The organism is Tardiphaga sp. 619_E2_N8_4 (assembly GCF_051810905.1).
GTDB lineage: Bacteria > Pseudomonadota > Alphaproteobacteria > Rhizobiales > Xanthobacteraceae > Tardiphaga > Tardiphaga robiniae.
In genome coordinates this window covers 6051277-6077944 of record NZ_JBPWQJ010000001.1, presented here as the reverse complement: position 1 = coordinate 6077944, position 26668 = coordinate 6051277, and the positions used below count along the sequence as shown (strand labels likewise).

At 61.0% G+C, this 26668-nt stretch carries 32 protein-coding genes; 16 read left to right on the top strand and 16 right to left on the bottom strand.

Translation table 11 applies throughout. From position 1 onward, the window contains the following. Positions 1–2 precede the first annotated feature (2 nt). Positions 3–1673: a UvrD-helicase domain-containing protein gene (locus AB8A23_RS28900; RefSeq protein WP_439057364.1), complete on the bottom strand. Its 1671-nt coding sequence runs from the start codon at positions 1671–1673 to the stop codon at positions 3–5. 649 nt (positions 1674–2322) lie between these two features. After that, entirely contained in the window at positions 2323–3147 is an 825-nt protein-coding gene (locus tag AB8A23_RS28895; RefSeq protein ID WP_439057363.1) for a transporter substrate-binding domain-containing protein, read from the bottom strand. Between the two features lie 217 nt (positions 3148–3364). Between AB8A23_RS28895 and AB8A23_RS28890 the strand changes: the two genes are divergently transcribed. Then, a complete protein-coding gene (locus AB8A23_RS28890) occupies positions 3365–4069 on the top strand; it encodes a GrlR family regulatory protein (RefSeq protein WP_309947265.1) in 705 nt (234 codons plus the stop codon). A gap of 3 nt (positions 4070–4072) precedes the next feature. Here the strand turns inward: AB8A23_RS28890 and AB8A23_RS28885 are convergent, their stop codons facing one another. Further along, a complete protein-coding gene (locus tag AB8A23_RS28885; protein ID WP_439057362.1) occupies positions 4073–5095 on the bottom strand; it encodes a S1C family serine protease in 1023 nt (340 codons plus the stop codon). Positions 5096–5292: 197 nt separating this feature from the next. Here AB8A23_RS28885 and AB8A23_RS28880 point away from each other — a divergent pair, with 197 nt between their 5' ends. Further along, on the top strand, positions 5293–6612 hold the full coding sequence (locus AB8A23_RS28880) for a dicarboxylate/amino acid:cation symporter (protein WP_089261771.1): 1320 nt from the start codon (positions 5293–5295) through the stop codon (positions 6610–6612). 9 nt (positions 6613–6621) lie between these two features. On the opposite strand, the gene AB8A23_RS28875 is transcribed toward AB8A23_RS28880, so the two are convergent. Together AB8A23_RS28875 and AB8A23_RS28870 are read right to left on the bottom strand one after the other, a co-directional pair. After that, entirely contained in the window at positions 6622–6936 is a 315-nt protein-coding gene (locus tag AB8A23_RS28875) for a (2Fe-2S) ferredoxin domain-containing protein (protein ID WP_439057361.1), read from the bottom strand. Positions 6937–6970: 34 nt separating this feature from the next. Next, on the bottom strand, positions 6971–7150 hold the full coding sequence (locus tag AB8A23_RS28870) for a hypothetical protein (RefSeq protein ID WP_089261775.1): 180 nt from the start codon (positions 7148–7150) through the stop codon (positions 6971–6973). Between the two features lie 144 nt (positions 7151–7294). Here AB8A23_RS28870 and AB8A23_RS28865 point away from each other — a divergent pair, with 144 nt between their 5' ends. The 4 genes from AB8A23_RS28865 to AB8A23_RS28850 all read left to right on the top strand — a co-directional run bounded on the left by AB8A23_RS28865 (position 7295) and on the right by AB8A23_RS28850 (position 9825). After that, positions 7295–7570: a hypothetical protein gene (locus tag AB8A23_RS28865; protein WP_439057360.1), complete on the top strand. Its 276-nt coding sequence runs from the start codon at positions 7295–7297 to the stop codon at positions 7568–7570. A gap of 193 nt (positions 7571–7763) precedes the next feature. Then, positions 7764–8195: a nuclear transport factor 2 family protein gene (locus AB8A23_RS28860; RefSeq protein ID WP_068731173.1), complete on the top strand. Its 432-nt coding sequence runs from the start codon at positions 7764–7766 to the stop codon at positions 8193–8195. Positions 8196–8373: 178 nt separating this feature from the next. Next, positions 8374–9213 carry a hypothetical protein gene (locus AB8A23_RS28855; protein ID WP_439057359.1) on the top strand — a complete coding sequence of 280 codons (840 nt, stop codon included), beginning with the start codon at positions 8374–8376 and terminating at the stop codon, positions 9211–9213. Positions 9214–9384: 171 nt separating this feature from the next. Beyond that, on the top strand, positions 9385–9825 hold the full coding sequence (locus tag AB8A23_RS28850) for a hypothetical protein (RefSeq protein WP_089261783.1): 441 nt from the start codon (positions 9385–9387) through the stop codon (positions 9823–9825). Positions 9826–10177: 352 nt separating this feature from the next. Here AB8A23_RS28850 and AB8A23_RS28845 read toward each other — a convergent pair whose 3' ends face one another. The 3 genes from AB8A23_RS28845 to AB8A23_RS28835 all read right to left on the bottom strand — a co-directional run bounded on the left by AB8A23_RS28845 (position 10178) and on the right by AB8A23_RS28835 (position 11397). Beyond that, positions 10178–10321: a hypothetical protein gene (locus AB8A23_RS28845; protein ID WP_170849743.1), complete on the bottom strand. Its 144-nt coding sequence runs from the start codon at positions 10319–10321 to the stop codon at positions 10178–10180. A 125-nt stretch (positions 10322–10446) separates the two neighbouring features. Continuing rightward, the gene (locus AB8A23_RS28840; protein WP_320447013.1) at positions 10447–10929 is read right to left on the bottom strand and encodes a MaoC family dehydratase; all 483 of its coding nucleotides are present in this window, start codon (positions 10927–10929) and stop codon (positions 10447–10449) included. Between the two features lie 9 nt (positions 10930–10938). Continuing rightward, entirely contained in the window at positions 10939–11397 is a 459-nt protein-coding gene (locus tag AB8A23_RS28835) for a MaoC family dehydratase (protein ID WP_231077931.1), read from the bottom strand. 178 nt (positions 11398–11575) lie between these two features. On the opposite strand from AB8A23_RS28835, the gene AB8A23_RS28830 reads away from it, so the two are divergent. After that, positions 11576–11899 carry a DUF4282 domain-containing protein gene (locus AB8A23_RS28830; RefSeq protein WP_068731168.1) on the top strand — a complete coding sequence of 108 codons (324 nt, stop codon included), beginning with the start codon at positions 11576–11578 and terminating at the stop codon, positions 11897–11899. A 128-nt stretch (positions 11900–12027) separates the two neighbouring features. Here the strand turns inward: AB8A23_RS28830 and ychF are convergent, their stop codons facing one another. From ychF to AB8A23_RS28810, 4 genes are all read right to left on the bottom strand, one after another. Continuing rightward, positions 12028–13125, bottom strand: a complete 1098-nt coding sequence (ychF, locus tag AB8A23_RS28825; protein ID WP_231077932.1) for a redox-regulated ATPase YchF — start codon at positions 13123–13125, stop codon at positions 12028–12030. Between the two features lie 9 nt (positions 13126–13134). After that, positions 13135–13758 carry an aminoacyl-tRNA hydrolase gene (gene pth, locus AB8A23_RS28820; protein ID WP_439057358.1) on the bottom strand — a complete coding sequence of 208 codons (624 nt, stop codon included), beginning with the start codon at positions 13756–13758 and terminating at the stop codon, positions 13135–13137. A 21-nt stretch (positions 13759–13779) separates the two neighbouring features. Beyond that, a complete protein-coding gene (locus AB8A23_RS28815; protein WP_068731165.1) occupies positions 13780–14490 on the bottom strand; it encodes a 50S ribosomal protein L25/general stress protein Ctc in 711 nt (236 codons plus the stop codon). A gap of 243 nt (positions 14491–14733) precedes the next feature. Continuing rightward, the gene (locus tag AB8A23_RS28810) at positions 14734–14985 is read right to left on the bottom strand and encodes an accessory factor UbiK family protein (RefSeq protein ID WP_089261793.1); all 252 of its coding nucleotides are present in this window, start codon (positions 14983–14985) and stop codon (positions 14734–14736) included. A 186-nt stretch (positions 14986–15171) separates the two neighbouring features. Here AB8A23_RS28810 and lgt point away from each other — a divergent pair, with 186 nt between their 5' ends. The 5 genes from lgt (at position 15172) to AB8A23_RS28785 (ending at position 19840) form a co-directional block, all read left to right on the top strand. Continuing rightward, entirely contained in the window at positions 15172–16023 is an 852-nt protein-coding gene (gene lgt, locus AB8A23_RS28805) for a prolipoprotein diacylglyceryl transferase (protein WP_439057357.1), read from the top strand. Between the two features lies 1 nt (position 16024). After that, positions 16025–17149, top strand: a complete 1125-nt coding sequence (locus tag AB8A23_RS28800; RefSeq protein WP_439057356.1) for a class I SAM-dependent methyltransferase — start codon at positions 16025–16027, stop codon at positions 17147–17149. Further along, positions 17146–17913, top strand: a complete 768-nt coding sequence (gene pgeF / locus AB8A23_RS28795) for a peptidoglycan editing factor PgeF (RefSeq protein ID WP_093759332.1) — start codon at positions 17146–17148, stop codon at positions 17911–17913. Before AB8A23_RS28800 ends, pgeF begins: the two co-directional genes overlap by 4 nt. Positions 17914–18111: 198 nt before the next feature. Next, positions 18112–18720, top strand: a complete 609-nt coding sequence (locus AB8A23_RS28790) for a hypothetical protein (protein ID WP_439057355.1) — start codon at positions 18112–18114, stop codon at positions 18718–18720. 166 nt (positions 18721–18886) lie between these two features. Continuing rightward, positions 18887–19840, top strand: a complete 954-nt coding sequence (locus AB8A23_RS28785) for a ribose-phosphate pyrophosphokinase (RefSeq protein WP_089263589.1) — start codon at positions 18887–18889, stop codon at positions 19838–19840. Positions 19841–19851: 11 nt separating this feature from the next. Here the strand turns inward: AB8A23_RS28785 and AB8A23_RS28780 are convergent, their stop codons facing one another. Then, the gene (locus AB8A23_RS28780; RefSeq protein WP_089261803.1) at positions 19852–20364 is read right to left on the bottom strand and encodes a 6,7-dimethyl-8-ribityllumazine synthase; all 513 of its coding nucleotides are present in this window, start codon (positions 20362–20364) and stop codon (positions 19852–19854) included. Positions 20365–20786: 422 nt separating this feature from the next. Here AB8A23_RS28780 and AB8A23_RS28775 point away from each other — a divergent pair, with 422 nt between their 5' ends. The 3 genes from AB8A23_RS28775 to proC all read left to right on the top strand — a co-directional run bounded on the left by AB8A23_RS28775 (position 20787) and on the right by proC (position 22618). Continuing rightward, a complete protein-coding gene (locus tag AB8A23_RS28775) occupies positions 20787–21287 on the top strand; it encodes a YbjN domain-containing protein (RefSeq protein WP_089261805.1) in 501 nt (166 codons plus the stop codon). Then, positions 21284–21715, top strand: a complete 432-nt coding sequence (locus tag AB8A23_RS28770; protein ID WP_439057354.1) for a GNAT family N-acetyltransferase — start codon at positions 21284–21286, stop codon at positions 21713–21715. The genes AB8A23_RS28775 and AB8A23_RS28770 overlap by 4 nt, the downstream gene beginning before the upstream one ends. A gap of 69 nt (positions 21716–21784) precedes the next feature. Further along, positions 21785–22618 carry a pyrroline-5-carboxylate reductase gene (gene proC / locus AB8A23_RS28765; RefSeq protein WP_320447007.1) on the top strand — a complete coding sequence of 278 codons (834 nt, stop codon included), beginning with the start codon at positions 21785–21787 and terminating at the stop codon, positions 22616–22618. Here proC and AB8A23_RS28760 read toward each other — a convergent pair whose 3' ends face one another. From AB8A23_RS28760 to AB8A23_RS28750, 3 genes are read right to left on the bottom strand one after another with little or no spacing between them, the layout of a single operon-like run. Continuing rightward, positions 22619–24007, bottom strand: coding sequence for an ATP-binding protein (locus tag AB8A23_RS28760; RefSeq protein ID WP_089261811.1), 1389 nt, complete (start codon positions 24005–24007; stop codon positions 22619–22621). It lies immediately after the preceding gene. Positions 24008–24025: 18 nt separating this feature from the next. Then, positions 24026–24751, bottom strand: coding sequence for a response regulator (locus AB8A23_RS28755; protein WP_089261813.1), 726 nt, complete (start codon positions 24749–24751; stop codon positions 24026–24028). Then, the gene (locus AB8A23_RS28750) at positions 24748–25314 is read right to left on the bottom strand and encodes a MarR family winged helix-turn-helix transcriptional regulator (RefSeq protein ID WP_089261815.1); all 567 of its coding nucleotides are present in this window, start codon (positions 25312–25314) and stop codon (positions 24748–24750) included. The genes AB8A23_RS28755 and AB8A23_RS28750 overlap by 4 nt, the downstream gene beginning before the upstream one ends. Before the next feature lie 237 nt (positions 25315–25551). Between AB8A23_RS28750 and AB8A23_RS28745 the strand changes: the two genes are divergently transcribed. Next, positions 25552–26664: a branched-chain amino acid aminotransferase gene (locus tag AB8A23_RS28745; RefSeq protein WP_439057353.1), complete on the top strand. Its 1113-nt coding sequence runs from the start codon at positions 25552–25554 to the stop codon at positions 26662–26664. Positions 26665–26668: the final 4 nt, after the last annotated feature.

Below are 26668 nucleotides of genomic sequence, written 5' to 3'. Positions count from 1 at the left end.
ATCTACCTTTCCCCGCGGAGATTCCTCGCCTCAATCCGATCCTTTGATATCCAATTCAAGAACTTCGGCTGGCCTGGCTGGCATGAGATCAAGTAGATACATTTTCTGGCCCGGGTAAGAGCAACCAAAAGATTGCATATGTTTTGGTCTGTTATGCCATCATCTTTGTCCAGATAAAATCGATCGTCAAAATGCACCATGAATACGTAATCTTCTGACAACCCCTTCGCGCCGGGAATCGTGGTCACTTTCAATGGAAGATCGCGTAATCCAGCAATTCCAGCTGCTTCAGGGGGAGTTTGCAGTTTTCCGTGCAGATCTTTTTTGGCGATTTCAGCAGGGTCAAGCCCAAACTCGTCAAGCACGTCCTGAAAATCGACGGCCGAGATTTCTCGTCCCTTCGCGACTTTTCTTACTCCCGAGAGTAATTTTTTGACTCGTTTTCTATAAGCGGGATCAACGATGTCCTGAAAGCGTTTAGCGGGATCGCCGATAGATTCTCGAATCACCCTATTGAAATCTGCCTCCGGCAATTGTGATTTTGCCACCACCCTCCACCCGAGATTGCTGTTTTTATCGTTCAGCAGCAACAGCACTCCATCAAGCAAATCCGGCTCTTTCTTCTGCTCTCTGTCGACGAAAGACACATTACGAAAGCCCTTGCGGCTCAGACTCTTTGCTATACTTCGGCACTGATTTTTTGTCGGCGCAATTACTAGGACCGAGAATTGTTCGGTAAGATTGGAGGCGATAACGTCGAGCTCGTTCCCTATGGCGTACGGGATTTGGCTACTATGAACCGATAAATGAACTAGCTTTTGATATTTATCAGAATCAATATTCTTCCTCTTCTCTTCAAAATACACGAAGCGCTTATCTATTCGCTGTTTAAGAAATCCAGCCTTCACCGCCTCTTTAACTACGTCATTGAATGCATCAACAATTACCCTAGTGCACCTACTGCAATGGGATAAATTGAACGACGTGTATTTATCGATTTTTTGATGGTAGCGATCCCTAATGTGATGGGGGCTTGCCTCTTTGAAATAATACAGCGCCTGATCATCGTCACCAGCGACCAAGATTTGGTTTTTATTTGCTAGAAGATTTATGAGCGAGACTTCAAGCGCATTGAAATCTTGGAATTCGTCAACCAAGACCCAATCGTAAGCTGGGATCCTTTTTGGATTCTTTTCAAGAAACAACGCAGCTGCATAAACCAGATCCGTATGACCGTTGTGGCCATAGAAGTCTTTTCTGGATTTGTAGAATGGTATGCTCTGGTGATTGTCTTCTCTGTTATTAAACACAGAATCAAAGTTCACCTCGACGCCTTCGCTAACCTTGAGATCTTCGCGAATCACGTTTGAGAGCAGCGGAAACACTGCGACGCTACCCGTCGCTTGGGACAGGATGCTTCGCGCAAAGCCGTGTAACGTCCGGACTTCAGACAAACCGTGCAATTCTAGCGCTAGGTCTTCGACAAGCGAATTTACGAAAGTGAGCGTTAGCGCCTTTTTTCTCCCATCCTTGAGCAGCTCTTTGAATAGGAATGTTTTACCCGTCCCGGGCCCGGCCACTATAATTCTTTTTCGATCTTGCGAATTTAATATGGCATTGACGTCTCGTCTTCGATCAGATTCAGACGTTGAGTACTTTTCCTCGGCTGACATTAAAAGCACTCCGGTTTGCCTATCAGAAAGATTGCCTGCATCTGACATACGGCGGACCGCCGTACGCGCACTGCCAGACTAACGTAACTCGGCACCACAACAACCCTTAGTGGATAAGATAATATTCTTTTACACGATTGCGGAAGCTGCAATTGACACCATTCCTATAAGACTATATACCCTATCCGTCCTGCTCATGAGGGGCGCTTCTCGAGGGCGCTTTCGGAGTGGAGCAGGATACGGCTCCTGCGGACGTGCCTCGCAAGCACGGACTCGGGAGGTCCGGGGTCACCGTCCTGGCCCACTACGGGGCTGCGCCGGAAACGGCTGGACGGGTGCGGGTGAAGGCAGGCGAAAGCCTGTCCGGAACGGAGGACTTATTAGTCCTGCCCAGTACCCGGAAGCACGGTCCCTGGAACAGAAATCGCCGTGATGGAGCGCCGCAAGGCGTTGCGCTGCAGAAGGCGAGGCGTCGCAGCCGAGCCGGATGTGGCGACACTACCCAAGGTGCGCCTTGCGGCGCTCCATTCCCCTCACTCTTCGAGGGGAGAACGACAGCTCACCTCGGGGCTTTCGCCCGCGAGAGAGAATTCGCGTGGCTGTTTGACATGTACATCTGAGCGAACGACGGCGGGCTTCTCCCGCGACGTTACTTCCCCGCCGGTGGCGCGACGTCGGCGACCTGGCCGCTGCGCTTCAGGGCGTCGGCGACGAAGCCCGACGCCTTCATCTCCTCGACGAAGGCGGCAAGATAGACAACGCCGGCCGTGCGCGGCTTGTCGGCAATGCGCGGCATGGCCATCGCTTGCTGGATCTCCTGAAAATGCCCGGACATCACGCGCATCTCCGGATGGTCCTTGGCATAGGCATCGAGCTGCTGGCGCACGCCGGCGGCGGCATCGAGCTTCTCGTCGAGAAACTTCCGGATCATCGCGCTGCCGCCGCCGGCATCGGCGCGCAGCACGGTGGCATGCTTGATGGTGCGGGTGAGATAGAGGTCGTAGGCCGAGCCGAGACCGACCGACATCCGGACGCCGTCCTTGTCGACGTCGTCGACCGTCTTCAGCGGCGAATGCGCGGGGACCATATAGGTGCCCTCGATGATCACATAGGGCGCGGTGAAGATGATCTCCTGCGCGCGCACCGGCTCGATGGCGATGAAGCCGACATCCCAGGCGCCGGCCTTGGCGCCTTCGAACACTTTTCCCGCTGCTTCATAGGGCACGTAGTCCACGGTCACGCCGAGGCGCTTCGCCAGTTCGGCAGCGAGATCCGCCGAGACGCCGCGCGGCGCGCCGTCCGGGCCCTTTTGCGCGAGGACGCTATTGCCGTAATTGATCGCGGCGCGGAGTTTGCCGGTGGGGGCGAGATCGCGCAGCACCTCAGGCGAGGTCTGGACGGATTGGGCCGCGGGCTGGGCGAAAGCCGGGACTGCAGCAGTCATGAACAGCACCATCCATCGTAAAACACGCATCATAGGCCTCCCCGATTTCGGCGCGACCATGCCCGCAAACCCGCCGCGCGACAATCGGCGACCAGGGGCTGGGCTTCGACGACAGCGTGATCAGCCGGCGCGACCACCCTCCGTTCGTCACGCGGACGGGATGGCTGATATGCCCGGCCGGGAATGCCTGTTATCGCACTGCGCGAACGTCTACACTGGTGCCCGTTGGCGCAGTGGGTGGCTTTAAGTGTTCGACGGTTTCTACAAATGCGACTACCGGGCGGGCGACGTGGTCGGCCGCAGCGTCATGTATTGCAAGGACGGCCGCATGCTGGGCGGCAACACCGCCTTCGCCCATATCGGCACTTATGAGGAAGCCGACGACGGCATCCATGCGGTGATCCACGGCCAGCGCCATCATGTGGGCTCGCAGTTTCGCACGCTCTATGGCGACGACGACGGTTCGATCCGCGTCCGTGGCATCCATGACGGCAAGAACTACAGGTTCACGGGCGGCGACGCGCAGGGCAAGGGACCGGCCTTCGAATCCGTGATGACGCGGCTCGACGAAGAGGACTTCCCGGACACCGGCACGGTGGGCGATGGCGGCATCGCCAACGGGCTGTATTCGCTGCACATGAAAACCCTCGACGGCGTCGAGGACGGGCTGACCGGCGTGATGCTGCTGTTCGACGGCCGCATTCTGGGCGGCGACGCCCGCTTCTATTATCTCGGCGCCTATGGTTCGGCCGGCAGCCGCTGGAAGGGCGAGATCGTCAATCAGGAACACACGCCCGCAGCCGGCGGGAGTTCGCTGTTCGCCGGCTATGAAGTGGGCATCGGCTTTTCCGGCAGCTGCAGCGAGAGCGGCGCGGCATTCGAAGCCACCGCCCTCGCCGGCAAGCGCAGCCTGCGCCTGAAGGCCGAGCTGTCGCTGCTGCACAAGGCCTGATGGTTACGCGCGCGCCAGCACCTTGCGTTCGACGGGATGAATGTCGATGGCACGCAAGCGGCCCATCCGCAGCACGTCGATCTCGATCGTCCGATCGATACGGTCGCGATCAAGAATGCGGATCAGATCATCGACGCCATTCACCGGCACGTGATCGAGACTGACGACGACATCGCCAGGCAACAGGCCAGCCTTGAACGCCGGACCGTCGGGATCGATCTGATCGAGCAGCGCCCCCATGGTGTTCTCAATACCGGCAAGCACCGCATGGCGGCGCGGGATCGGCGCGGTCTGGCCGGACACGCCGATAAAGGCACGGCGGACATAACCGTGCCGGATGATCTCCGACAGCACGAATTGCGCGGTGTTGCTGGCGACCGCAAAGCAGATGCCCTGCGCGCCCTGAATGATGGCGGTGTTGATGCCGATCACCTCGCCGCGCGACGACACCAGCGCGCCGCCGGAATTGCCCGGATTGAGCGCGGCATCGGTCTGGATCACGTCCTCGATGTTGCGCCCGCTTACCGAACGGATCGAGCGGCCGAGCGCGGAGACGACACCGGCGGTGACGGTGGATTCGAAGCCGAGCGGATTGCCGATCGCGACCACGAGCTGGCCGCGCTTCAGGTTCTTTGAATTGCCAAGACCCGCATAGCGCAACTCGCGCGCGCCATCGGCCCGCAGCAAAGCGAGATCGGTATCGGGATCGGCGCCGAGCACGCGGGCATCGGTGACGACGCCTTCGGTGTCACGCAGGCGAATATGCTTCGAATTGCCGACGACATGGCTGTTGGTTAGGACGAGGCCGTCGGGTGAGATGACGATGCCGGAGCCCAGCCCACCGCGTTCGCGGGCATTCGGCGTCCTCGCGCCGGTCTCGACCCGCACGACCGCGGGGCCGACGCGTTCGGTGACATCGATGACGGCGTTTGAATAGGCATCGAGCAGCGCAGCATCGTTCGGCACTGCGGCAACGGCGGGTGTCGCGGAATCGTCATTTAAGGGATGAGCGGTGATATCAAGCATGGCGATGCTTCCTTTGAGATTTAAATGGCCCCGGCGCGCACCACTGCAAGTGCAGCATGCGCGGGAGACATGGCCGGGCTGCGCCGCGCTTTAACCTCAGGTCTGTTCAAAGCGTGACTTTACGCCGCAGCTCAGCGCACCTATGTTTTGCGCGCGGCTGTCGATGGTGATGAGCGCTTTCAAGGGACGAAACCACGATGGCCAAGCAACCCTGGTATCGCATTCTCTATATCCAGGTGCTGATCGCGATCGCGATCGGCGTCACCGTCGGCTACTTCTATCCGGATGCCGGCAAGGCGCTGAAGCCGCTCGGCGACGGCTTCATTGCCCTGATCAAGATGATGATCGCACCGGCGATCTTCTGCACCGTGGTGCACGGCATCGCCTCGATCGGCGACATGAGCAAGGTCGGCCGCATCGGCGGCAAGACGCTGCTGTATTTCGAGACGGTCTCCACCCTTGCGCTGCTGATCGGCCTTCTGGTCGGCCACTTCCTGCAGCCCGGCGCCGGCTTCAATATCGATCCCTCCACATTGGACGCGAAATCCGTCGCCAGCTATGTCAGCCGCGCCAAGGAGGAAAGCTTCGTCACCCATCTGATGGGAATCATTCCGACGTCCTATTTCGACTCGCTGGCCAAAGGCGATCTGCTGCAGGTGCTGCTGGTGGCGATCCTGTCTGGCTTCGCGATCTCGCATATGGGGAAACCCGGCGAAAAGATTGCCGAAGGCGTTGATCTCGCCGGCAAGATGTTCTTCCGCATCATCGGCATGATCGTGCAGCTCGCGCCCATCGGCGCCTTTGGCGCGATGGCTTTCACCATCGGCTCGTTCGGCCTCGGCGCACTCGTCAATCTCGGCTATCTCATCTTCACCTTCTATCTGGCGTCGCTGCTGTTCGTCCTGCTGGTGCTCGGCGGTATCGCGCGCGCCTTCGGCTTCTCGATCCTGCGCTTCATCGGCTATATCAAGGACGAGCTGCTGATCGTGCTCGGCACCTCGTCGTCCGAGACCGTGCTGCCGCGCATGATCACCAAGATGGAAGCGCTCGGCGCATCGAAGCCCGTGGTCGGCCTCGTGATCCCGACCGGCTACAGCTTCAATCTCGACGGCACCAATATCTACATGACGCTCGCTACGCTGTTTCTGGCGCAGGCCACCAACACGCATCTCACCTTCGGCCAGATGGCCGCGGTGCTCGGCGTGGCGATGCTGACATCGAAGGGCGCATCGGGCGTCACCGGCGCGGGCTTCGTGACGCTGGCCGCGACGCTGTCGATCATCCCCGATATTCCGATCACCGCACTGGCCATCATCGTCGGCATCGACAAGTTCATGAGCGAATGCCGCGCGCTCACCAATCTGATCGGCAACGGCGTCGCCACCATCGTCATCAGCCGCTGGGAAGGCGAACTCGATCGCCATCAGCTCCACGAGGCGCTGCTGCATCCGATCGATTTCGGCGAAGAGATGGAACGCCGGCCGCTGGGAGAACTGCCGGAGAAATCGGCCGCCTGATCACCCTGTCTAGGGCACGCGATCCGGCATCAGCATCGCCGCCGCCTCTGCGCTGGCGTCCGCACCTGACAGCAGCAAATACTGCCCATTCTGTAACGTCGCGGCGCTCGCCACGACAACGGCCCGCTTCGGGCAGATGCCAAGACAGCTCGTCAGCACCACGCGTGGACTTTTCACGTCCTGCTTCGCGCTGCGGCGTTTCAAGTCCGACTTGAGCGATTTGCGCAGCGCCTTGCCATCATCAATGCGGCCAAGGCATTTCTTGCAGACAAGAACGGGTGACGCGCGGCGCAACCGGGCGGTGACGACGGGTTTACTGGCCATTCCTCTTATATAGAAACCGCCCGCCGCATTGCGATCACCCCGACCGGCGGTTGCTGGTGTTCTGCGTGAGATTGCCGTGCGCCGCCTGCTCGCGAATATTGTGCTTCTCGTCGTCGCGATGACCCTTGGTGTTATCGAGCGTCACCTTCGGCGCGCTGCCAGGTCCCTTGTCGCTGCAGTTATCTTCGGGAACGGGCTGGATGTGCTTGGTCATCGGGAATCTCCCTTGCAGATCGGGAGAAAACGCAGCCGCCCAAGCAGCGTTCCTTTCCCGGGCTCCGGCACATGAAATCGCCGCCCGCCGTTGAACCTTCTGGCGCCATTGTTTGACGCATAAAACATTGAGTGGGGGCGCTGCATGAAAATCGCGTTGCTGATCTTGCTGGGTCTGGTTCTGGGCTTGCTCGGTGGAGCGGCCGTGGGGATCGGCGCCGGCGTTGCATGGGTCGAATTGTTCAAGACCAGCAATTTCGAGGGCTACAGCGCCATGCTGGTGTTTTTCACCTTCATGCCCATTGGCGCACTCCTCGGCGCCGTCGGCGGGGCCCTCCTGTTCGGCGTCATGGCTGCCCGCAATAGCGATGTCGCCATGGAACCACTCCCCGTGCAGGACCACGAGCAGACATACCGGTAAGGTTATGCCGACGCCGCAATGCAGCTTAACGTTTTGGTGAGCAGCTCCTCACCACGAACATTTGTGCATTGCAAAATACACCGTTGAATTTTAGCGAAATTATATTACTTCAGCTATCAAGCAATTTGTGCAGACCGCCCGGGCAACGTTGCCCCGGCGCGCAAGTGTTTCAACCATTTTCAGGACTATCCCAATGACAGAGCACAGCCTCTGGCGTTTCTCGCGCGCGTTGCATCGCGCCATCAACGAACGCCAGCTCGACCACCTCACCGACATCATCGACGACAATATCGAGTGGGCGGTCTACGGGCCGATCGACATGTTTCCGTTTCTCGGTGCGCGTCACGGCAAGGCCGCCGTCCTCGATGTCTGCAAGCAGATCGCCGACAATGTGCGGGTGCATCGCTTCGAGCGTGAGTCGATGATCCTTGGTGATGAATCTGGCTCCGCAATGATGCGCTTCTCGCTGACCGCGCTGGATTCGAACCGCCCTATCAGCCTGCGGCTGGCGCAATTCGCGCAGTTCAAGGCCGGGCGTCTGACCAGCATGCGCGTGGTCGTCGATACGTTCGACCTGGTCGAACAGGCATTGGGCCGGCCTATCCATCTGCCGAAGATCGCCTGAGCGGCACGGCGATTGCCAATCGCCACGTCCATCCCCAGCGAAATGTTGCGACGCCACAATTCCGCCGGGCCTGATGGTATTATGTGCCAATCGATCCGCGATCTTGCTGGGCAGTGGCACGATGGCTTCAGTCAAACCGACATATTGGGCGCTCGTTGTAGCGCTTTGCGGAACCGCGTTGGCCTTTCCGGCTCACGCGCAGAACCCGTGGCGCGGTCTCGTCGATGTTGCGCCGCCTCCCGGTGAAATAGAGCAGGTCGACACGGCAGCCACTCCTCCTGCTGACACCCCGGAACCCGACTGGAGCCTCTTGAACACCGACGATTCGCCGACGGCGAAGGCATCGCTCCGCGAGAAGCGCTCGTCGCTGATCGTCGGCAGCCCGTCGTCCAGCTGGACTTCCAACGACAGCAACGGCGCGTCCGCACTCTCGGTCAAGCAGTCGGTTACGCCGTTCTGGGATGCCCGCGTCGGCGCCGACATCAATGTCGCGCGGCAAAACGCGCCGCGCAGCGCAGCCGATGCCTACCGCAACCAATTCGGAGACGGCACGGCGCAGGCCCAATCGGGCGGCGCCGCCTGGGCGGCAGCAACTGCTCCCGGCGTGGGCTCAATCTGGGACAAGACGGCGATCGAAGCCCGTGTCGATCCGGGTGCGGATCAAACCAAACTCGGCACTTCGCTCAGCAAGTCGGTACCCATTGCCGGCGATCAGTATTCGCTGACGCTGCAGAGCGGCTACAACGTGATCCAGCAAGGCAGCATTCCAGCCATTGGTTACAACGGTCGCCCCACGCGAAGCTACGAGACCGATCAGCTCGCGCGCTTCAACATCACCGATACCGGCACCAGCTTCATCGCAGGGCAATCGCTCGCCACCACCGACGACAAATGGCTGCGCAAATTCGGCGCGGAGCAGAAGCTGTTTGGCGGCGTCAACGTCTCCGGATCGATCAGTGAGACCGTCCAGGGCGTGACCAACAAGACGTTCTCGGCCGGCTTCAAGCATAGTTGGTGAATTAAGTTTTAATATACTTTGCCAGAGGATTGCCGGCAAAGATCGGCGCCCTGCCGCATATTCGCCGCTATCTCGTCAAAATCCACTGCGCAGATGTACACGTAAATTTGTCATGCGGGGGACCGCGCTCGCTCATTGTGAAGTTCACTTCACACAAACAAGGAAGAGCTGATGAGTGCCATTCGTTCAGAACAGACAGAAGCCAAAGATGACGACAGCAACCTCGCCGCTGTGTCTGAAGTCGAAGCGGGTATCCGCGACTTCGTGCGCAACGATATCGCTTACCTCCGTCGTCCGGTGCCTGGCATGGTGAACAACAGCAGTGAAACCACCACCGGCACCGAAGCGCCGCTGGAAGCGACGACCGAAGCGACTGTGAACAGCGTCAATTCGCTGATCCAGCGCGTTGCCGGCACCTCGCTCGGCGAGATCGAGAAGCTGGTTTCCGAACTCGAGAGCCTGCGCGACCTGCTCCACGCCGAAGGCCAGCGCGTTCAGCGCGAGATCTCCGGCTATGCCCAGCTCAGCCAGGCCGCGATGAAGTCGACCCGGCTGATCGCCGACAACGTTGCGCAGTGGAAGCGCACCGCTGACGGCCTGCGTCACGACTGATCGGCACTAGACCACCCGAATCAGAAGCCGCCGCCCGAAAGGGCGGCGGCTTTTTCATGAGCCCGTTCAATTGAACTTTATTCGTTTTGTTCCCGACCAACGGTTACGCAGCACCTGCGAACTGCTTTTGGGGGAATCGATCCGTGGAGACCATTCGGCCGAACAACACCGATCCCATTCCGGCGCGCAGCAACGCGCCCAGGATGGGGACCATTATCTTACGTTTTGTCGGATTGCTGTTGGTGGCCGTGGCATTGCTCGCCTGGGCCTGGAGTCGCTGAGGTCGCCATCGACCCCGCTCACGAAAAAACCCGCGCAGTTCGGCGCGGGTCTGGTTAGCAACTCGTAAAAATTACTCGCTGACGACCGCGCTGCTCTCGAGCGTATAGGCGCCATCGGCGTAACCCTTGACTACCATGCACGTGGCCAGCATCACCGCGAGCGTCACGCTCGCAAAGATGAAGCCCACAAATTTCAATCCGGTGCGGTCAGCCATTGTCGTCCCCAAAATCGTCCTGCGAAGTGTCGTCTCGGTCGTCATACCTGTAAGTCGCAGATCACGCTCACAAGGTTCAGAACCCCTTAACAGAGCTAGGGTTCCATCGATAAAGTTTGAAATGGTTAAGCCGCGTCGCCCCGTTGCGGCAGGAAGACCGAACCAAGGAAGCTGTAGACCTCCTCGCCGCGCTGATTAACGGCAACGTTCTTCGACTGCAAGATCCCCCAACCCGGACGCGTCGCGGTCGCGCGCACGGATACGACCTCGCTGCTATAGGTCAGGGTATCGCCGGCGAGAACAGGCCGGGTCCAGCGCAAATCACGAAAACCGGGAGATGGGCCGCCGACTGGAGGCTCTTCGCCACGCGCCTCTGCTTCCGCCTTTGCGCGCTGGCCGTCGGCCACCAGCAACTTCATGCAGACCGACGCCACGTGCCAGCCCGACGCAGCGAGACCACCGAACAGCGATTTGCGGCCGGCCTCTTCATCGAGATGGAACGGTTGCGGATCGAATTGCCTGGCAAACGCCTTGATCGACTCCGCCGTGAACGTGAACGAGCCGAGCTCACGGCGCATGCCGATTTGGATGTCTTCCAGATAGCGCATGCTGCGACCCTAGTTCCCGGAGGCGGGTTCACGCACCCCGATCATGATCGGCGTGATCATCTCGGAAATCGTCTGCCCCTTGGCATTGCGTGTGCTGAACTTGAATTTGACGATGCCCAAGGTCGGCCGGCTTTGAGATGCGCGCGCCTCGACCACTTCGACATCCAGCGTCAGATCGTCGCCGGGGCGAAACGGCGCGAGCCATCGCATCTGATCCACGCCCGGCGAGCCCATCGATGCGGTCTTGTGCAGAAATCCGTCATAGATCATCCGCATCATCAGCGAGCACATGTGCCAGCCGGAGCCGGAAAGTCCTTTGAGCATCGATGCGCTTGCGGCAACTTCATCGAGATGCATCGGCTGCGGATCGTATTCTTTCGCATAGGCGATAATCTCGTCGCGCGTAATATGGCGCGGCCCGAAGGTCCCGAAATGGCCGGGCTTAAAATCTTCAAATGTCAGGGTCATAATGGGGAATGCCGTCGAGGAAGCCTGATTGTGGCCGTTATTTGCAGCAATCTCAACCCGGTCGCTTGCATGGCTTTCCCGCGATCCTGCCCGTCAATGTGGTCGGGCCGGGATATTTGAAGCCGTTTCTCAATGCAATTGAATTTGTCACTCATCTACACGGCGGGGGATTTCACCGATGTTCGAATTTCGCGATCTGTTTCAGTGGGACCGTTTCATCACACCCACAATCATCAAGACGTTCTACTGGCTGGTGATCGCACTGATCATTCTGTTCGGCATTTCCGGGATCTTTTCGGGTCTCGCCGCAATGGCCATCAGCCCGTTCGGCGGTTTCGTCCTCGTGATGTCGAGCCTCGCCAGCGTGATCGTCGGCATCATCTTCGCGCGCATTGCGGCTGAGTTCGTTCTGATCGTGTTCCGCATCAACGAACACCTCGGCGCGCTACGGGATCAGGGGCAAAACCTCGGGCAGGATCACGGCCACGGCCAGCAGTACTGAGAACTACCGCGCTCTCAACCGTCATTGCGAGGAGCCCTTGCGACGAAGCAATCCAGTCTTCGCTTGTGGCTCCTGGATTGCCGCGTCGCTTCGCTCCTCGCAATGACGGGGAGAGGATTGAGAATATCTTACGTGTTGAACCGGAAATGCAGCACGTCGCCGTCAGCGACGACATATTCCTTGCCTTCCAGCCGCAGCTTGCCGCCATCGCGCGCGCCGGCTTCGCCGCCGAGCCTGACATAGTCTTCATAGCCGATGGTTTCCGCGCGGATGAAGCCCTTCTCGAAATCCGTGTGGATCACGGCTGCAGCTTGCGGTGCCTTGGTGCCCTGGGTGATGGTCCAGGCACGAGCTTCCTTGGGGCCGACGGTGAAGTAGGTGATGAGGTGCAGCAGCGAATAGCCTGCACGGATCAGGCGATCGAGGCCCGCTTCTTCAAGCCCGAGCGTATCGAGGAATTCCGCACGTTCGGCACGTGACAGCGTCGCGATTTCGGATTCGATCTTGGCCGAGATGGCGACCGCAACAGCGCCCTCCTTCTCAGCATGTTCTGCAACCCGCTTCGAGTATTCGTTGCCTTCGCCCGCCGCGCCTTCTTCGACGTTGCAGACATAGAGAACAGGCTTGGAGGTCAGCAGGCCGAGCATTCCGAAAGCGCGCTCTTCCTCGGGCTTGCGCTCGAGAAAACGCGTCGGCTTGCCGTCGCGCAGCAGCACCAAAGCGCGCTGGACCAGATCGAGCTGTTCCTTGGCGTCCTTATCGTTGCCCTTGGCCTTCTTGGTCAGGTTGTCGATGCGCTTCTCACAGGAATCCAGATCCGCGAGCATCAGTTCGGTCTCGATGATCTCGATGTCGGCGAGCGGATCGATCTTGCCTTCGACATGGGTGATGTCGTCATCGATGAAGCAACGCACCACATGGGCGACGGCATCGACTTCGCGGATGGTGGCGAGAAACTGGTTGCCGAGGCCTTCGCCCTTCGACGCGCCTTTCACCAAGCCCGCGATGTCCACGAAGGTCAGGCGCGTCGGAATGATCTGCTGCGACTTGCCGATCTCGGACAATTTGTCGAGCCGCTTGTCCGGCACCGCGACTTCACCGACATTCGGCTCGATGGTGCAGAACGGATAGTTCGCAGCCTGCGCAGCCGCGGTTTCCGTTAGCGCATTGAACAGCGTCGATTTGCCGACATTCGGCAGTCCGACGATCCCGCATTTGAATCCCATGACCCTGTCCTAATTCTTCGACGGCTTCTCAGCGGAGCCGTTGTCGTCCTTCGACGTGAAACCCTTGGCCTGCATCGTCAGATGCACCTTGTTCTGAAACGACGAGTCCTGACCACCGACCAGCAGGCCGACATGGTCGGACACCGCATCGTTGAACGCTTCGAGCTGAGGTCGTTCGGCCTTGGCGAAATCGCTCAGCACGTGATTATGGACCAGCTCCTTGGCACCGGGATGTCCGATGCCGAGGCGCACGCGCCGATAGTCGTTGCCGACATGCGCGGAGATCGAGCGCAGACCGTTATGTCCCGCAATGCCGCCGCCGACCTTCACGCGCACCTTGGAGAATGGCAGTTCGAGCTCGTCGTGAAACACGGCGATGTCGCCGAGTGAAATCTTCAAATAGGCGGACGCTTCCTGCACTGAGCGGCCGGAGTCGTTCATGAAGGTCATCGGCTTCAGCAGGATGACGCGCTCGCCGTCCAGCGTGCCTTCGGAGGTCTCGCCCTGAAAGCGACGGCGCCACGGTCCAAAACCGTGACGCCGCGCGATATCATCGAGAACCATGAACCCGATATTGTGCCGGTTGCCCTGGTATTTGGCACCAGGGTTTCCGAGTCCAACAAAGAGAAGCATGACGCGGAGCTCCGCGCCGGATTACTTCTTCTTCGCCGGAGCGGCGGCAGCAGCCGGAGCCTTCGCGCCAGCGGCGGGGGCCTTGGCGCCGGCAGCCGGAGCCTTGGCACCAGCGGCGGCGGGAGCCGCAGCAGCAGCCGCAGGGGTCGCAGCTTCTTCACCATAGCCCGACGGAGGCACGATGGTGACCAGCGTCAGATCGGCATCGCGCGCCAGCGTCTTCACGCCCTTCGGCAGAACAACGTCGGTGATGTGCAGCGACGTGCCGATATCGAGCTGGCCGACATCAACTTCGAGGAACTGCGGAATGCTCTCGGCTTCGGCTTCCAGTTCAATCGTGTGGGTCACGATGTTGATGGTGCCGCCACGCTTCACGCCCGGAGCGCCTTCAGCGCCCTTGATGTGCAGCGGAACGCTGACGCGGATGGTCGCGCCTTCGCCGAGGCGGAGGAAGTCGACGTGGAGCGGGAAGTCCTTGACCGGGTCGAGGTGGAAGTCGCGCGGAATCACGCGGTGCTTCTTGCCCTCGAGCTCGATGTCGTAAATCGTGGTGAGGAACCGGCCTGCCAGAATGCGCTGACGCAGTTCGGCATCATTCACCGAAATCGCCACCGGGGGCTTGTTGTCACCATAGATCACTCCGGGCACTCGGCCGGCGCGACGCTCTGCCCGTGCGGCCCCCTTGCCGCCGACCGGACGTGAGGTCGCCTTCAATTCCTTGACGGTCGCCATCGTTTAAGTCCTTGTTTTCTAAAAGTTAAAGGCCGCAATGCGGCCCGTTTTCACGCTGCAGCAAGCCTCCAGGGGTGCGGGGGCTGCGGACGTGGGCGGCTTCTACCGCCGAAACGCCAAAAAGACAAGGAAATGACAGGCTTTTTCTTCGTCTGCGGAGCCCTTCCAGGGGCCTATTTTAGCCATTTGTGAACAGGCAGCCGATGTCCGGCGCGCCGTGCAGGCCACCGGCAAGGCTTCCTCTCAGCCGCCGAGCTTGGCTTCCAGCGCTGCGATCCGGGCCTTTAGCGCCTCGTTCTCCTCGCGGGCGAGCCGGGCCATGTCCTTGACCGCCTCGAACTCCTCACGCTTCACGATATCGAGGTCACGCAGGATCTTCTCAGCCTGGTTGCGCACCACCGTATCGACCTCACGCTTGACGCCCTGGGCCGCGCCGGCGGCATCATTCATCAGGCGGCCGATCTCGTCGAAGAACCGATTGTTGGTCTGGGTCATGGCAAGAACTCCGGTCGGATGAACAAACACGCGGGATAGCAATTGGCGATCCCCGGGATCGACAATGGCGATCCCGGCCGCGCAGTTCAAGTATCGCCTGCGTTTCGCGTTCACAACTCCTCAAGTCCCTTAATTCGTCACAAGCCAATGCTTTACTGGCGGCATCGGGAGCCGTAAGCCCACCACATGCCATTCCTGACCATCGCTTTCCCCGTTTTCGATCCGGTCGCCATAGCGCTCGGCCCGATTGTCATTCGCTGGTACGCGCTGGCCTATATCGGCGGCATCGTGCTCGGCTGGATTTATGCCCGCGCGCTGATCAAGAGCACGAGACTGTGGGGCGGCCCCTCACCAATCTCCCTGCTGGATTTCGACGACTTCATCCTCTGGGTAACCATCGGCATCATTGTCGGCGGCCGCACCGGCTATGTGCTGTTCTACAATCTGGATTTTTTCATCGCCCATCCTGCCGAGATCTTCGAGCTCTGGAAGGGCGGCATGTCGTTCCATGGCGGCTTCATGGGCTGCGTCTTTGCCGTGTTTCTGTTCTGCTGGAAGCGCGGATTGTCGGTCCTGTCGCTCGGCGACATCACCTGCGCAGTCGGCCCGATCGGCCTGCTGCTCGGACGCCTCGCCAATTTCATCAACAGCGAATTGTGGGGCCGCCACGCCGACGCCAGCGTGCCCTGGGCGATGGTGTTTCCCAATGGCGGGCCGCTACCGCGCCATCCCAGCCAGCTCTATGAAGCTGGCCTCGAAGGCATCGGGCTCTTTCTCATTCTTGCCCTGATGATCCGGGCCGGTGCGCTGAAGCGGCCTGGCCTGATCCTCGGCGCCTTCATCTTTTTTTATGCGCTGGCGCGTATTACGGGAGAATTCTTCCGCGAGCCGGACCCGCAACTCGGATTTCTGTGGGGCGGGCTCACCATGGGCATGCTGCTCTCCGTGCCGATGATATTTGTGGGACTCGTTTTGATGGTGCGCGCCTGGCGAAAGCCGCAGGCATCGCTCGAATTGAGCCCAGGCAAGAAGGCCTGATGTGACCGACCAATCGCCGCTGCAGGATGAAATCAAGCGCCTGATCAAGTCCACCGGACCCATGCCGGTGTGGCGCTACATGCAGCTGTGCCTGACCCATCCGCAACACGGCTACTACATTTCCCGCGATCCGCTCGGTCGCGAGGGTGACTTCACCACGTCGCCCGAAGTCAGCCAGATGTTCGGCGAGCTGCTCGGCCTGTGGTCGGCTTCGGTCTGGCGCGCGATCGGCGCGCCGCCCTTCGTGCACCTGATCGAACTGGGCCCCGGCCGCGGCACCATGATGGCCGACGCGCTCCGCGCCCTACGCGTGCTGCCGCCGCTGTATCAGGCGCTCAACGTGCATCTCGTCGAAATCAATCCGGTGCTGCGCGAGAAGCAGAAGGCAACGCTGTCCGGCACCCGCAACATCACCTGGCATGACAGTATCGAAACCGTGCCCGCGGGCCCGTCGATCATCCTTGCTAATGAATATTTCGACGTCCTGCCGATCCATCAGGCCGTGAAGCGCGAAGGCGGCTGGCACGAGCGCATGGTGGATATCGACAGCAACGGCCAGCTGATGTTCAGCGCGTCAACTGATCCGCTGCCGCGCTTCGACGTGCTACTGCCGCCGCTGGTGCGCGCAGCCCCTGTCGGCGCGGTGTTCGAATGGCGCCCCGATACCGAGATGATGAAGATCGCCAGCCGCGTGCGCGACGAAGGCGGCGCGGCTCTGATCATCGATTACGGCCATGTCCGTAGCGATGCCGGCGACACCCTGCAGGCTATCGCACAGCATAGCTATGCTGATCCGCTGAAGAATCCCGGCATGGCCGATATCACCGCGCATGTGGATTTCCAGGCGCTCGGCCGCGCGGCGGAGGATGTCGGCGCACGCGTGCACGGGCCGGTGACGCAGGGCGAATTCCTCAAGCGCCTCGGCATCGAGACGCGCGCGCTGACCTTGATGGCCAAGGCCACGCCGGAAGTATCGGAAACGGTCTCCGGCGCACTGAAACGCCTGATCGACAGCGGCCGCGGCGGCATGGGCTCGATGTTCAAGGTGGTCGGCATCTCCGATCCCAATATCGACACGCTGGTGGCACTGAGCGACGACACCGGCATAGAGACCCCGACATCATGACTTTCACATCGCCTTTGCTGTCAGCCATTCCCGGCCTGCGCCACGCGTTCTTCACGCGCGACGGCGGCGTCTCCGAAGGCATCTATGCCGGCCTCAATGGCGGGCTCGGATCGAACGACGATCCCGCGCATGTGGCGGAGAACCGCAGGCGCATGGCGGCGGAGATGGGCGTCGCCCCCCTGCACTTCCTCACCGCCTATCAGGTCCATTCGCCCGATGTCGCCGTCGCCACGGCACCGTGGAATGGAGATTCACGACCGCGCGTCGATGCGATGGTGACGAAGGTCGAGGGCCTGGCGCTCGGCGTCACGACGGCCGATTGCGGTCCCGTATTGTTTGCCGACCCCAAGGCGCGCGTCATCGGCGCCGCCCATGCCGGCTGGAAGGGCGCCTTCACCGGTGTGCTCGAAGCCACCATCGCAGAGATGGAAAAACTCGGCGCCGATCGTTCCGACATTGTGGTCGCGATCGGTCCGCTGATCCGCCAGCCAAGCTATGAGGTTGGTGCCGAATTCGTCGAACGCTTCACCCAGGCCGACGCTGGCTTCGCCCGGTTTTTCATTCCCTCGACCCGCGCCGGTCATGCCATGTTCGATCTCGGCGGCTTCATCCGGATGCGGCTGGAGCGCGCCGGCATTGCCATTATCGATGACACCGGTATCGACACCTATCCCGACAACAACCTGTTCAGCTATCGCAGGTCGGTGCATCGGAAAGAGCCGGATTACGGACGCCAGATCCACGCCATCGTGCTTGAGCGGTAACTCGCGCGTTGACGCGCCGTTATCCTTAACGCGGCCGAACTGCCTCAAACTGAACGCGAATTGTCGGCGCGCGGTGACCGTTTCGGTCACCCTGGAAAGACCTGTGGCCGCGCTGCCCTAGACCTTAACGCATTTTAACGATATCGCTCGACCTGTCCGGCGCCGCTTGCGGCAAACGGACGGAAGTCGGGACGCCCTATGCGATTTTCTGCCCTTACGACCGATCGAGCCAGACCGCGCCTGATCCAGGCTGCGCTGTTGCTGACCGTAGTGTTTGGGCTTGCCGGCTGCGCCAATGTCCCCAATTCGGGCGGCGCCATGAACGCGCAGGCCAGCCTTTCCACCGCCTCCGGCCCGACGATCGCGTTCGAATCCATCGACGGGCCGCCGCCGCAGGTCTTCGACCGCATGGTCAACCTTCTGGATAGTGAAGCGCGCCTGCGCAACCTCGCGGTTGTATCGCGCAAGGACAGCGCGGCTTTTCGGGTCCGCAGCTACCTCTCGGCCCAGGTTCGCGGCGGCCAGACCTCGATCGCCTGGGTGTGGGATGTCTATGACCGCGACCAGAACCGTGCTCTGCGCCTGAGCGGCGAGGAACAGGCCGGCAAAGGCGGCCGCGACGCCTGGGCTACCGCCGACGACCTTGTCTTGCGGCGGATCGCGCAAGCGGGGCTCACCGGCCTCAATGGCATGATCAACGGCACCACGCCCGGCGAGCAGCCGCCTGCGCCAAGTGGCAACGGACCCGCCATCGCCAGTACCGATGAATTGCCCGTGCAGGCCACCGCATTTGCCGAGACGCGCTGACTTCAGTTCACGTTAAGCAGAGGCCCGTTTTTACGCAGGAAAACAGCGGCCCACGGGTTGCCAGCGGACGGCCGACCTTGATATCACCTCGCTCAGCTAGACGAGTTCTTGTGGGTAATCCGATATGCTGAACGTTGTATCCACCAAGCCGCGGGGAGACGCGTCGATGTCGGCCAAGAACGGTTCGATCAAACTGGTCGCCGGTAATTCCAATCCTGTCCTCGCGCAGGAAATCGCGACCTCGCTGAATATCCCGCTGACCAAGGCCAGCGTCCGGCGTTTTGCCGATATGGAAATCTTCGTCGAGATCCAGGAAAACGTCCGCGGCTCCGACGTCTTCATTCTTCAATCCACGTCGTTCCCGACCAACGACCATCTGATGGAACTGCTGATCATCACTGATGCGCTGCGCCGCGCTTCCGCGCGCCGCATCACCGCGGTGATCCCCTATTTCGGCTACGCTCGCCAGGACCGCAAGGCCGGTGGCCGCACCCCGATCTCGGCCAAGCTGGTCGCCAACATGATCACCCATGCCGGCGCCGACCGCGTCATGACGCTCGACCTGCATGCCGGCCAGATCCAGGGCTTCTTCGATATCCCGACCGACAACCTCTATGCCGCGCCGCTGATGGTGCGCGACATCAAGGAGAAGTTCGATCTCGCCAATGTGATGGTGGTTTCGCCCGACGTCGGCGGCGTCGCCCGTGCCCGCGGCCTTGCCAAGCGCATCAACGCGCCGCTCGCCATCGTCGACAAGCGCCGCGAACGCCCCGGTGAATCCGAAGTGATGAACGTGATCGGCGACGTCGCCGGCTACACCTGCATCCTGATCGACGACATCGTCGACTCCGGCGGCACGCTGGTGAACGCCGCCGATGCGCTACTCAAATACGGCGCCAAGGACGTCTCCGCCTATCTCACCCATGGCGTGCTGTCCGGCGGCGCCGCCGCGCGCATCGCCAATTCCAAGCTCAAGGAATTGGTGATCACTGACTCGATCCAGCCCACGGAAGCCGTGAGCAAGTCACCGAACATCCGCGTGCTCTCGGTTGCCTCGCTGATCGCCGAAGCGATCGGCCGCACCGCGTCGGAAGAGTCGGTATCGAGTCTGTTCGACTAAGGTTCCCGCCTCTACACGATCCCAGCCGCGACCTGACCGCGCAGACGTTCCAGACTGAGCAGCGTCTCGGCGCAGGCGGCGGCAACCTTGAGGCCGCTCTCCGCAAAGTGCTTGCGAAAGAATGCCGCCCGCTCTTCCGTCTCGTGAAAATCCTCCGGCGCCGTCACGGCCGAGAACACCGGGATCTCGGTGCGTAGCTGCACATCCATGAGCGCACGGATGACCGTGTCAGCCACGAAGCCGCGGGTGCCGCTGTCGATCACGAGGCCGGCCGCGACGATGGCCGTGTAGCGCCGCGTCTTGGCGAGAACCTGCACATGCAGGGGGATCTCGAACGAGCCAGGCACTTCGAACAGATCGACCTGCGACGGGCCGATATGACGCGCCTCGATCTCGCTCAGAAACGATTCCCAACACGGTGCAACGATGTCGCGATGCCAGGACGACTGCACGAAGGCGACGCGTTGCGGCTTGGCAAAGCGCGGATGCTGGACTGCGGATGACTCGGAGGTGGTGTCGTTCATGGCCTGATACTTTCGTTACGGCCAAACTATGCCGAAACCGAACCAGCCCAGCAAGGCCGTCCACAGGCTGTATTGGGGCTCAACAGGACTCCTGCGAGGCCCGGAAAGCTTGCGGGCCCCGCGGCGGAATCAATAGTTACCATCCCAACCGGACTCGCGGCACGCGAGGGCGCACCGCACAGACTCGCAATCCGGGAATCCGATTCCGGTTTGTTCTCATTGCCGCGAGATGACCTGTGGATGAGGGCCGGTTTGTCTGTGGATGGATTCGTGGTGCCGTTGCGCAGATTCAGCAAATCACATCACTTCAAACTCGCAAGGTCTGGACGAATAGAACTTGCAGCCTGCAGCGACGCTCCGACATTTTCGCGTACCGGCCAGCTGTTTGCATCATCACATTTCAAGAGCAAGGTCGCGACGGCATGTCACTTCTCGAAGGTACTATCGATTCACGGCTCAACCCGCTCGCCGTTGTCGAGGATATTGCCGCCGATCATAACTGGGCCTTCGAGCGCTCCGGCGAAGACGAAGTCACAATTGTTTCCAAAGGTGACTGGATCGATTACCAGCTCTCCTTCACCTGGATGAACGAGATCGAGGCTCTGCATCTGGCTTGCGCCTTCGACATGAAGATTCCACCCGCTCGCCGCGCGGAAGTGCAGCGCCTGATCGCCGCGATCAACGAACAGATGTGGGTCGGTCATTTCGATATCTGGACTCACTCAGGCATGGTGATGTACCGGCAGGCACTGGTGCTGCCCGATGGCCTCACCGCAACGACCGCGCAGTGCGAAGCCATGCTGGTCTCGGCAATTCATTCCTGCGAGCGCTACTATCCGGCGTTGCAGTTCGTGGTGTGGGCCGGCAAGACCGCAGCCGAAGCAATGTCTGCTGCGATGTTCGACACTGCCGGCGAAGCATGACCGACGCGCCGGTCATCACCGTGCCGGATGCGCCCGGCGAGGCCGAACGGCTGGTGGTCGCAAATGCGTTGCTGGCCTACAATACCAAGACCGTCGGCCCCAACAATCACCAGCCGCTCTCGATCTTGATCCACGATCCTGCGACCGGCGAGCCGATCGGCGGCATCTGGGGCAAGACCGCGTTCAACTGGTGTTTCGTCGAGCTGTTCGTAGTGCCCGAACAATTTCGCGGCCAGGACATCGGCTCGAAAGTTCTCGCCAAGGCCGAAGAGATCGCGCGGGAGCGCGGCTGCATCGGTCTGTGGCTCGATACCTACTGGTTTCAGGCCCGCAGCTTCTACGAGAAGCAGGGCTATGAGGTGTTCGGCGAAATCCCGGACTATCCGCGCGGCGGCCCGCGCTACTTCCTGAAAAAGAATCTCATCTAGACGGGTTCAGGCTGTGCAGCCCGCCCCGCAATGTTATGGTCCCGGCCGTTCTGACAGCTGGGATTTGCGATGACCTCCTCCACGACCTCACGCGCGCTCAACACCATCGACGGCCACATCGTGCTGGCCGGCGCCGGCAAGATGGGCGGCGCGATGCTGACGGGCTGGATCGCCGGCGGGCTCGACCCCAAACGCGCCATCGTGATCGATCCGCATCTCTCCGACGAGATCAAGGCGCTCGCGGCCAAGGGCGTCCGTCTCAATCCGAATGTGAAGGACATCGGCGCTGTCGCCGCACTGGTTCTTGCTGTGAAACCGCAGATGTTCGCCGAGATCGGGCCGACGCTGCGCACAATCGCGGGATCATCCCTCGTGGTCTCGATCATGGCCGGCACCACCATCGCCGGCATCGCCAAAGCCTGCGGCGGCAACGTGGTTCGCGCGATGCCGAATACACCGGCCGCGATCGGCCGCGGCATCACCGTGGCGGTTGCCGCCAGCGACGTATCGCCGGAGCAACGCGGCCTGACTGACGCTCTCTTGCGCGCCACCGGATCAGTGGAATGGGTCGAGGACGAGAGCCTGATCGATGCTGTGACGGCTGTCTCCGGCTCGGGGCCTGCCTATGTGTTTCTGCTAGCCGAAGAAATGGCCCGCGCTGGCATTGCTGCGGGCTTGCCGCCTGAACTCGCGATGAAGCTTGCTCGCGAGACAGTGTCCGGCTCCGGCGAACTCCTGCGCCAATCCGATCTCGACGCGGCGACGCTGCGAAAGAACGTCACCTCGCCCGGCGGGACCACTGCAGCCGCGCTCAGCGTATTGATGGCCGATGATGGTTTCGAGCCGCTGCTGACTCGCGCGATTGCTGCGGCAACGGCGCGGTCGAAAGAACTGGCGAAGTAATTACACCGGCACCCGCACCACCGCCCTCAATCCGCCCATCGGACTCTCGGCCAGCGTGATATCGCCGCCATGGGAGCGCGCTATATCGCGGGCGATGGCGAGGCCCAAACCTGTCCCGCCTTCGTCCTGATTGCGGGCGTCGTCGAGCCGCAGGAACGGTTTGAACACTTCTTCACGCATATCGGCGGGAATACCGGGGCCGTCGTCGTCCACCGTGACCGTGAGATAGCGATGATCGCGGTGCCCAGTGATGGCGATATCGTTGGCGTGGCGCGCGGCGTTCGAAACGAGATTGCCGAGGCAACGCTTGAACGCGGCTGGCTTCACCGTGACGATCGGCAGGCCGTGGAACGTGACCGTCGCCTTATGGCCGTTGCGCTCGGCATCGCTACGGAGTTCTTCCAGCGCTGCAGCCATGTCTGTCGGCTGCGCCTGCTCGCCGCTGTCGCCGCGCGCAAAGGCGAGATAGGCCTCGAGCATGCCCGACATCTCATCGATATCCTTGCGCATGCCATCGACTTCCGGACCGTCCTCGATCAGCGCCAGTTCGAGCTTGAAGCGCGTCAGGATGGTGCGTAGATCATGCGAGACGCCGGCCAGCATGGCCGTGCGCTGCTCCATTGCGCGTTCGATACGCGCCTTCATCTCGATGAAGGCATTGGCGGCACGACGGACCTCGCGTGCGCCGCGCGGCCGGAAATTCGGCGCTTCGCGGCCTTTGCCGAAACTTTCAGCGGCATCAGCGAGTTTGAGGATTGGGCGGATCTGGTTTCGCAGGAACAGGATCGCGACGATCAGCAGGATCGAGGACGTCCCCACCATCCAGAACAGGAAGATTTCCGAATTCGATGCATAGGCCGCACTGCGCTGGGCGAAGATGCGCATCACGGCATCATCGAGCTGGATGCGGATTTCCACGAGATTGGAGCGACCAACGGTATCGATCCAGAACGGCCGCGTGATCTGCCGGCCGATCTGGACCGACAGCGCCTGATCGAGCAGCGAGAAGAACGGCTTTGGACCGGGCGGTGGCATGTCGCCGAGCGGCAGAAAATCCACCACGAGGCCAAGGCGCTGCTGGGCGATGGCCTTGATCTGCGTGCGGTCCTTGTCCTGCGGATAGACCTTGTAGACGTCGATCAGCGTCGCGATGTCCTGTACCACGGCCTGCGACAGGCGGCGCGTCACCGTATTCCAGTGCCGCTCCATGAACACGAAGGCGACCACCGACTGCAGCAGCACCATCGGCACGATCATGATCAGCAGCGTGCGGGCATAGAGGCCCGTGGGCATCACGCTCTTGAAACGCCGGCCCATCAGACTGTGCGCCGCAGAGACGCGGCCCGCCGCAGAGCGGAGGATGGTGATGCCGGTGTCGAGTGTGGTCATCGTGCAAACTTCATCGAACTATGGCGACGCGACGAGGCGATAGCCGATGCCACGCACGGCCTGCAGAAACAACGGATTGGCCGGATCGGTCTCGATCTTGCGACGCAGGCGATTGATCTGCACGTCCACCGCACGCTCATTCACGGTGCCACCGCCGCCGGTGAGTTCACCGCGCGGCACGGTCTCGCCGGGCGCTGCTGCCAGCACGCGCAGCATGTCACGCTCGCGGTCGGTAAGATGGATGATCTCGTCACCCTGGCGTAGTTCGCCGCGCGCGAGGTGATACACATAAGGCCCGAACTGCAGCGACTCCGCGCGCTCGACCGGGACCGGCGCACTGCGCTTTAGAATATTCGCGATGCGCAGCACCAGTTCGCGCGGCTCGAACGGCTTGGCAACATAGTCGTCGGCGCCGATCTGCAATCCCTCGATCCGGCTTTCCGCCTCGTGCCGCGCTGTCAACATGATGATCGGCACGGCCGAGGATGTGCGAATGAAGCGCGCGAGCTCGAAGCCGGTCTCGCCTGGCATCATCACATCGAGGATCAAGAGATCGAAATGCAGACCGAGCAACTTGGCGCGCGCTTCCTTGGCGCTCGGCGCCGTGGTGACACGGTAGCCTTCGCCAGAGAGAAAGCGCGAGAGGAGATCGCGGATACGGCGGTCGTCATCGACCAGCAACAGATGCGGCGCATCGTCGGCCAATGGCACCGGCATACGTTTGGCGGCCTGAGCTAACATCATGTCTTGTTTGTCCTGCCGTCAGTTTTGGCGGATGCCTGGCCCAAGATGACCTGCAGCACCTTGTCGGGATCATTGCGGTCGATCATCGCCGAGAGAAACCTGCCGATCGCTTCAATTTCGACCGGCGTAAAATCCTTGAGCGCGCGGTTGATGCGATCGGTCTGCAAACCAGCGAGCTGCGCAACGAGAGCTTCACCCTTGGCCGTGGCGAAAAGAAGCCGTTGCCGCCGATCGGCCTCGCCGGATTTCTGAACGATATACCCTTCATCGAGCAATTGCTTGAGGACACGGCCCAGCGACTGCTTCGTAATACGCAAAACATCGAGCAGATCGGCAACCTTCAGGCCGGGATAGCGATGCACAAAGTGTACGACCCGGTGATGGGCGCGCCCGAAACCGAACTGATCGAGCACATCGTCGGGATCGCCCACAAAGTCGCGATAGGCAAAGAACAACAGCTCGATGATGTCCCAGCGGGGCGGTTTCGCAGGATCGCCGCTGGATTGCCGCTGGATCGTCTCAAGCGATCGTGACGCCGCGTCCTTGGAATTTACGTCAACCATATTGACATATCTTGGGTTCAATCTTACAAAACTGACCATCGCGACGAAACATTAGAACTCTCGCCGCATGGCCCAATAGGGCCGATCTGAGAACCATACCGGACTTCGGCATGGCGCTAAAGCCTGTCCTCGGTCATCCACCGGGGCCGGAAACGCTTTTGCCGTGGGTCCGCTTGACGTAGAACAACATCGACGCTGCCGCCCCCAGGAGCTGCGCCGTAAGCAGGAGTGAGATCCATGGGAGTTTCGTTTGATAAAATCGATGGCGCAGCTTTGCTGAAATTCGACATTCAGCCCGCGGCGAACGCGGTGTCCGAGGCGGACCGCGCAGCAAAGCTCAAGGATCCGGGCTTCGGCCGGGTTTTCACCGATCACATGGCCATCGTCCGCTATAATCAGACCGACGGCTGGCATGGCGCGCGCATCGAATCCCGCGCGAATTTTCCGCTCGATCCCGCAGCGGCCGTCCTGCATTACGCGCAGGAGATTTTCGAAGGGCTCAAGGCGTATGTGCGTGAAGACGGCGGCGTGAATCTGTTCCGCCCCGATGCCAATGCAAGGCGCTTCCGGAATTCTGCCGATCGCATGGCCATGGCCCCGCTGCCCGAGCCCGTGTTCATCGAAGCGATCGAGCAACTCGTGCGCATCGACCGCGCCTGGATTCCATCAGGCGAAGGCAGCCTCTACCTGCGCCCCTTCATGGTTGCGAGCGAGATCTTCCTCGGCGTGAAGCCGTCCGCGGAATACATTTTCGCTGTCATCGCCTCGCCGGTTGGCTCCTATTTCAAGGGCGGACCCGCCCCGGTGTCGATCTGGGTGTCGGAGAACTACACACGCGCCGCGATCGGCGGCACCGGCGCCGTCAAATGCGGCGGCAACTACGCCGCGAGCCTGCGCGCGCAGGCGGAAGCCAGCGATCACGGCTGCGATCAGGTCGTGTTCCTCGATGCGGTCGAGCGCCGCTACATTGAAGAACTCGGCGGCATGAACATCTTCTTCGTGTTCGAGGACGGCTCGCTGCTGACACCGCCGCTCGGCACGATCCTGCCAGGCATCACGCGCGATTCGATCATCGCATTGGCGAAGGATAAGGGCACACAGGTGCGCGAAGAGGCCTATACGCTCGACCAGTGGCGTGCCGATGCTGCCAGCGGCAAGCTGAAAGAGGCCTTTGCCTGCGGCACGGCGGCGGTCATCTCGCCGATCGGCCAGGTGCGCTCTGCGAGCGGCGATTTTACCATCAATGGCGGCGCGGCTGGTCCGGTCACGATGGGGCTGCGCAAACAGCTGGTCGACATTCAGTACGGTCGCGCACCCGACCCGCATAACTGGATCCGCAAGGTTCTGTAAGCGC

Excerpts from the sequence above, each read along its gene's own strand:
- AB8A23_RS28900 (WP_439057364.1), bottom strand. The coding sequence starts at position 1,673 with ATGTCAGCCGAGGAAAAGTACTCAACGTCTGAATCTGATCGAAGACGA.
- AB8A23_RS28895 (WP_439057363.1), bottom strand. The coding sequence starts at position 3,147 with ATGCGTGTTTTACGATGGATGGTGCTGTTCATGACTGCTGCAGTCCCG.
- AB8A23_RS28885 (WP_439057362.1), bottom strand. The coding sequence starts at position 5,095 with ATGCTTGATATCACCGCTCATCCCTTAAATGACGATTCCGCGACACCC.
- AB8A23_RS28880 (WP_089261771.1), top strand. The coding sequence starts at position 5,293 with ATGGCCAAGCAACCCTGGTATCGCATTCTCTATATCCAGGTGCTGATC.
- AB8A23_RS28875 (WP_439057361.1), bottom strand. The coding sequence starts at position 6,936 with ATGGCCAGTAAACCCGTCGTCACCGCCCGGTTGCGCCGCGCGTCACCC.
- AB8A23_RS28870 (WP_089261775.1), bottom strand. The coding sequence starts at position 7,150 with ATGACCAAGCACATCCAGCCCGTTCCCGAAGATAACTGCAGCGACAAG.
- AB8A23_RS28865 (WP_439057360.1), top strand. The coding sequence starts at position 7,295 with ATGAAAATCGCGTTGCTGATCTTGCTGGGTCTGGTTCTGGGCTTGCTC.
- AB8A23_RS28860 (WP_068731173.1), top strand. The coding sequence starts at position 7,764 with ATGACAGAGCACAGCCTCTGGCGTTTCTCGCGCGCGTTGCATCGCGCC.
- AB8A23_RS28850 (WP_089261783.1), top strand. The coding sequence starts at position 9,385 with ATGAGTGCCATTCGTTCAGAACAGACAGAAGCCAAAGATGACGACAGC.
- AB8A23_RS28845 (WP_170849743.1), bottom strand. The coding sequence starts at position 10,321 with ATGGCTGACCGCACCGGATTGAAATTTGTGGGCTTCATCTTTGCGAGC.
- AB8A23_RS28840 (WP_320447013.1), bottom strand. The coding sequence starts at position 10,929 with ATGCGCTATCTGGAAGACATCCAAATCGGCATGCGCCGTGAGCTCGGC.
- AB8A23_RS28835 (WP_231077931.1), bottom strand. The coding sequence starts at position 11,397 with ATGACCCTGACATTTGAAGATTTTAAGCCCGGCCATTTCGGGACCTTC.
- AB8A23_RS28830 (WP_068731168.1), top strand. The coding sequence starts at position 11,576 with ATGTTCGAATTTCGCGATCTGTTTCAGTGGGACCGTTTCATCACACCC.
- ychF (WP_231077932.1), bottom strand. The coding sequence starts at position 13,125 with ATGGGATTCAAATGCGGGATCGTCGGACTGCCGAATGTCGGCAAATCG.
- pth (WP_439057358.1), bottom strand. The coding sequence starts at position 13,758 with ATGCTTCTCTTTGTTGGACTCGGAAACCCTGGTGCCAAATACCAGGGC.
- AB8A23_RS28815 (WP_068731165.1), bottom strand. The coding sequence starts at position 14,490 with ATGGCGACCGTCAAGGAATTGAAGGCGACCTCACGTCCGGTCGGCGGC.
- AB8A23_RS28810 (WP_089261793.1), bottom strand. The coding sequence starts at position 14,985 with ATGACCCAGACCAACAATCGGTTCTTCGACGAGATCGGCCGCCTGATG.
- lgt (WP_439057357.1), top strand. The coding sequence starts at position 15,172 with ATGCCATTCCTGACCATCGCTTTCCCCGTTTTCGATCCGGTCGCCATA.
- pgeF (WP_093759332.1), top strand. The coding sequence starts at position 17,146 with ATGACTTTCACATCGCCTTTGCTGTCAGCCATTCCCGGCCTGCGCCAC.
- AB8A23_RS28790 (WP_439057355.1), top strand. The coding sequence starts at position 18,112 with ATGCGATTTTCTGCCCTTACGACCGATCGAGCCAGACCGCGCCTGATC.
- AB8A23_RS28785 (WP_089263589.1), top strand. The coding sequence starts at position 18,887 with ATGTCGGCCAAGAACGGTTCGATCAAACTGGTCGCCGGTAATTCCAAT.
- AB8A23_RS28780 (WP_089261803.1), bottom strand. The coding sequence starts at position 20,364 with ATGAACGACACCACCTCCGAGTCATCCGCAGTCCAGCATCCGCGCTTT.
- AB8A23_RS28775 (WP_089261805.1), top strand. The coding sequence starts at position 20,787 with ATGTCACTTCTCGAAGGTACTATCGATTCACGGCTCAACCCGCTCGCC.
- AB8A23_RS28770 (WP_439057354.1), top strand. The coding sequence starts at position 21,284 with ATGACCGACGCGCCGGTCATCACCGTGCCGGATGCGCCCGGCGAGGCC.
- proC (WP_320447007.1), top strand. The coding sequence starts at position 21,785 with ATGACCTCCTCCACGACCTCACGCGCGCTCAACACCATCGACGGCCAC.
- AB8A23_RS28760 (WP_089261811.1), bottom strand. The coding sequence starts at position 24,007 with ATGACCACACTCGACACCGGCATCACCATCCTCCGCTCTGCGGCGGGC.
- AB8A23_RS28755 (WP_089261813.1), bottom strand. The coding sequence starts at position 24,751 with ATGATGTTAGCTCAGGCCGCCAAACGTATGCCGGTGCCATTGGCCGAC.
- AB8A23_RS28750 (WP_089261815.1), bottom strand. The coding sequence starts at position 25,314 with ATGGTTGACGTAAATTCCAAGGACGCGGCGTCACGATCGCTTGAGACG.
- AB8A23_RS28745 (WP_439057353.1), top strand. The coding sequence starts at position 25,552 with ATGGGAGTTTCGTTTGATAAAATCGATGGCGCAGCTTTGCTGAAATTC.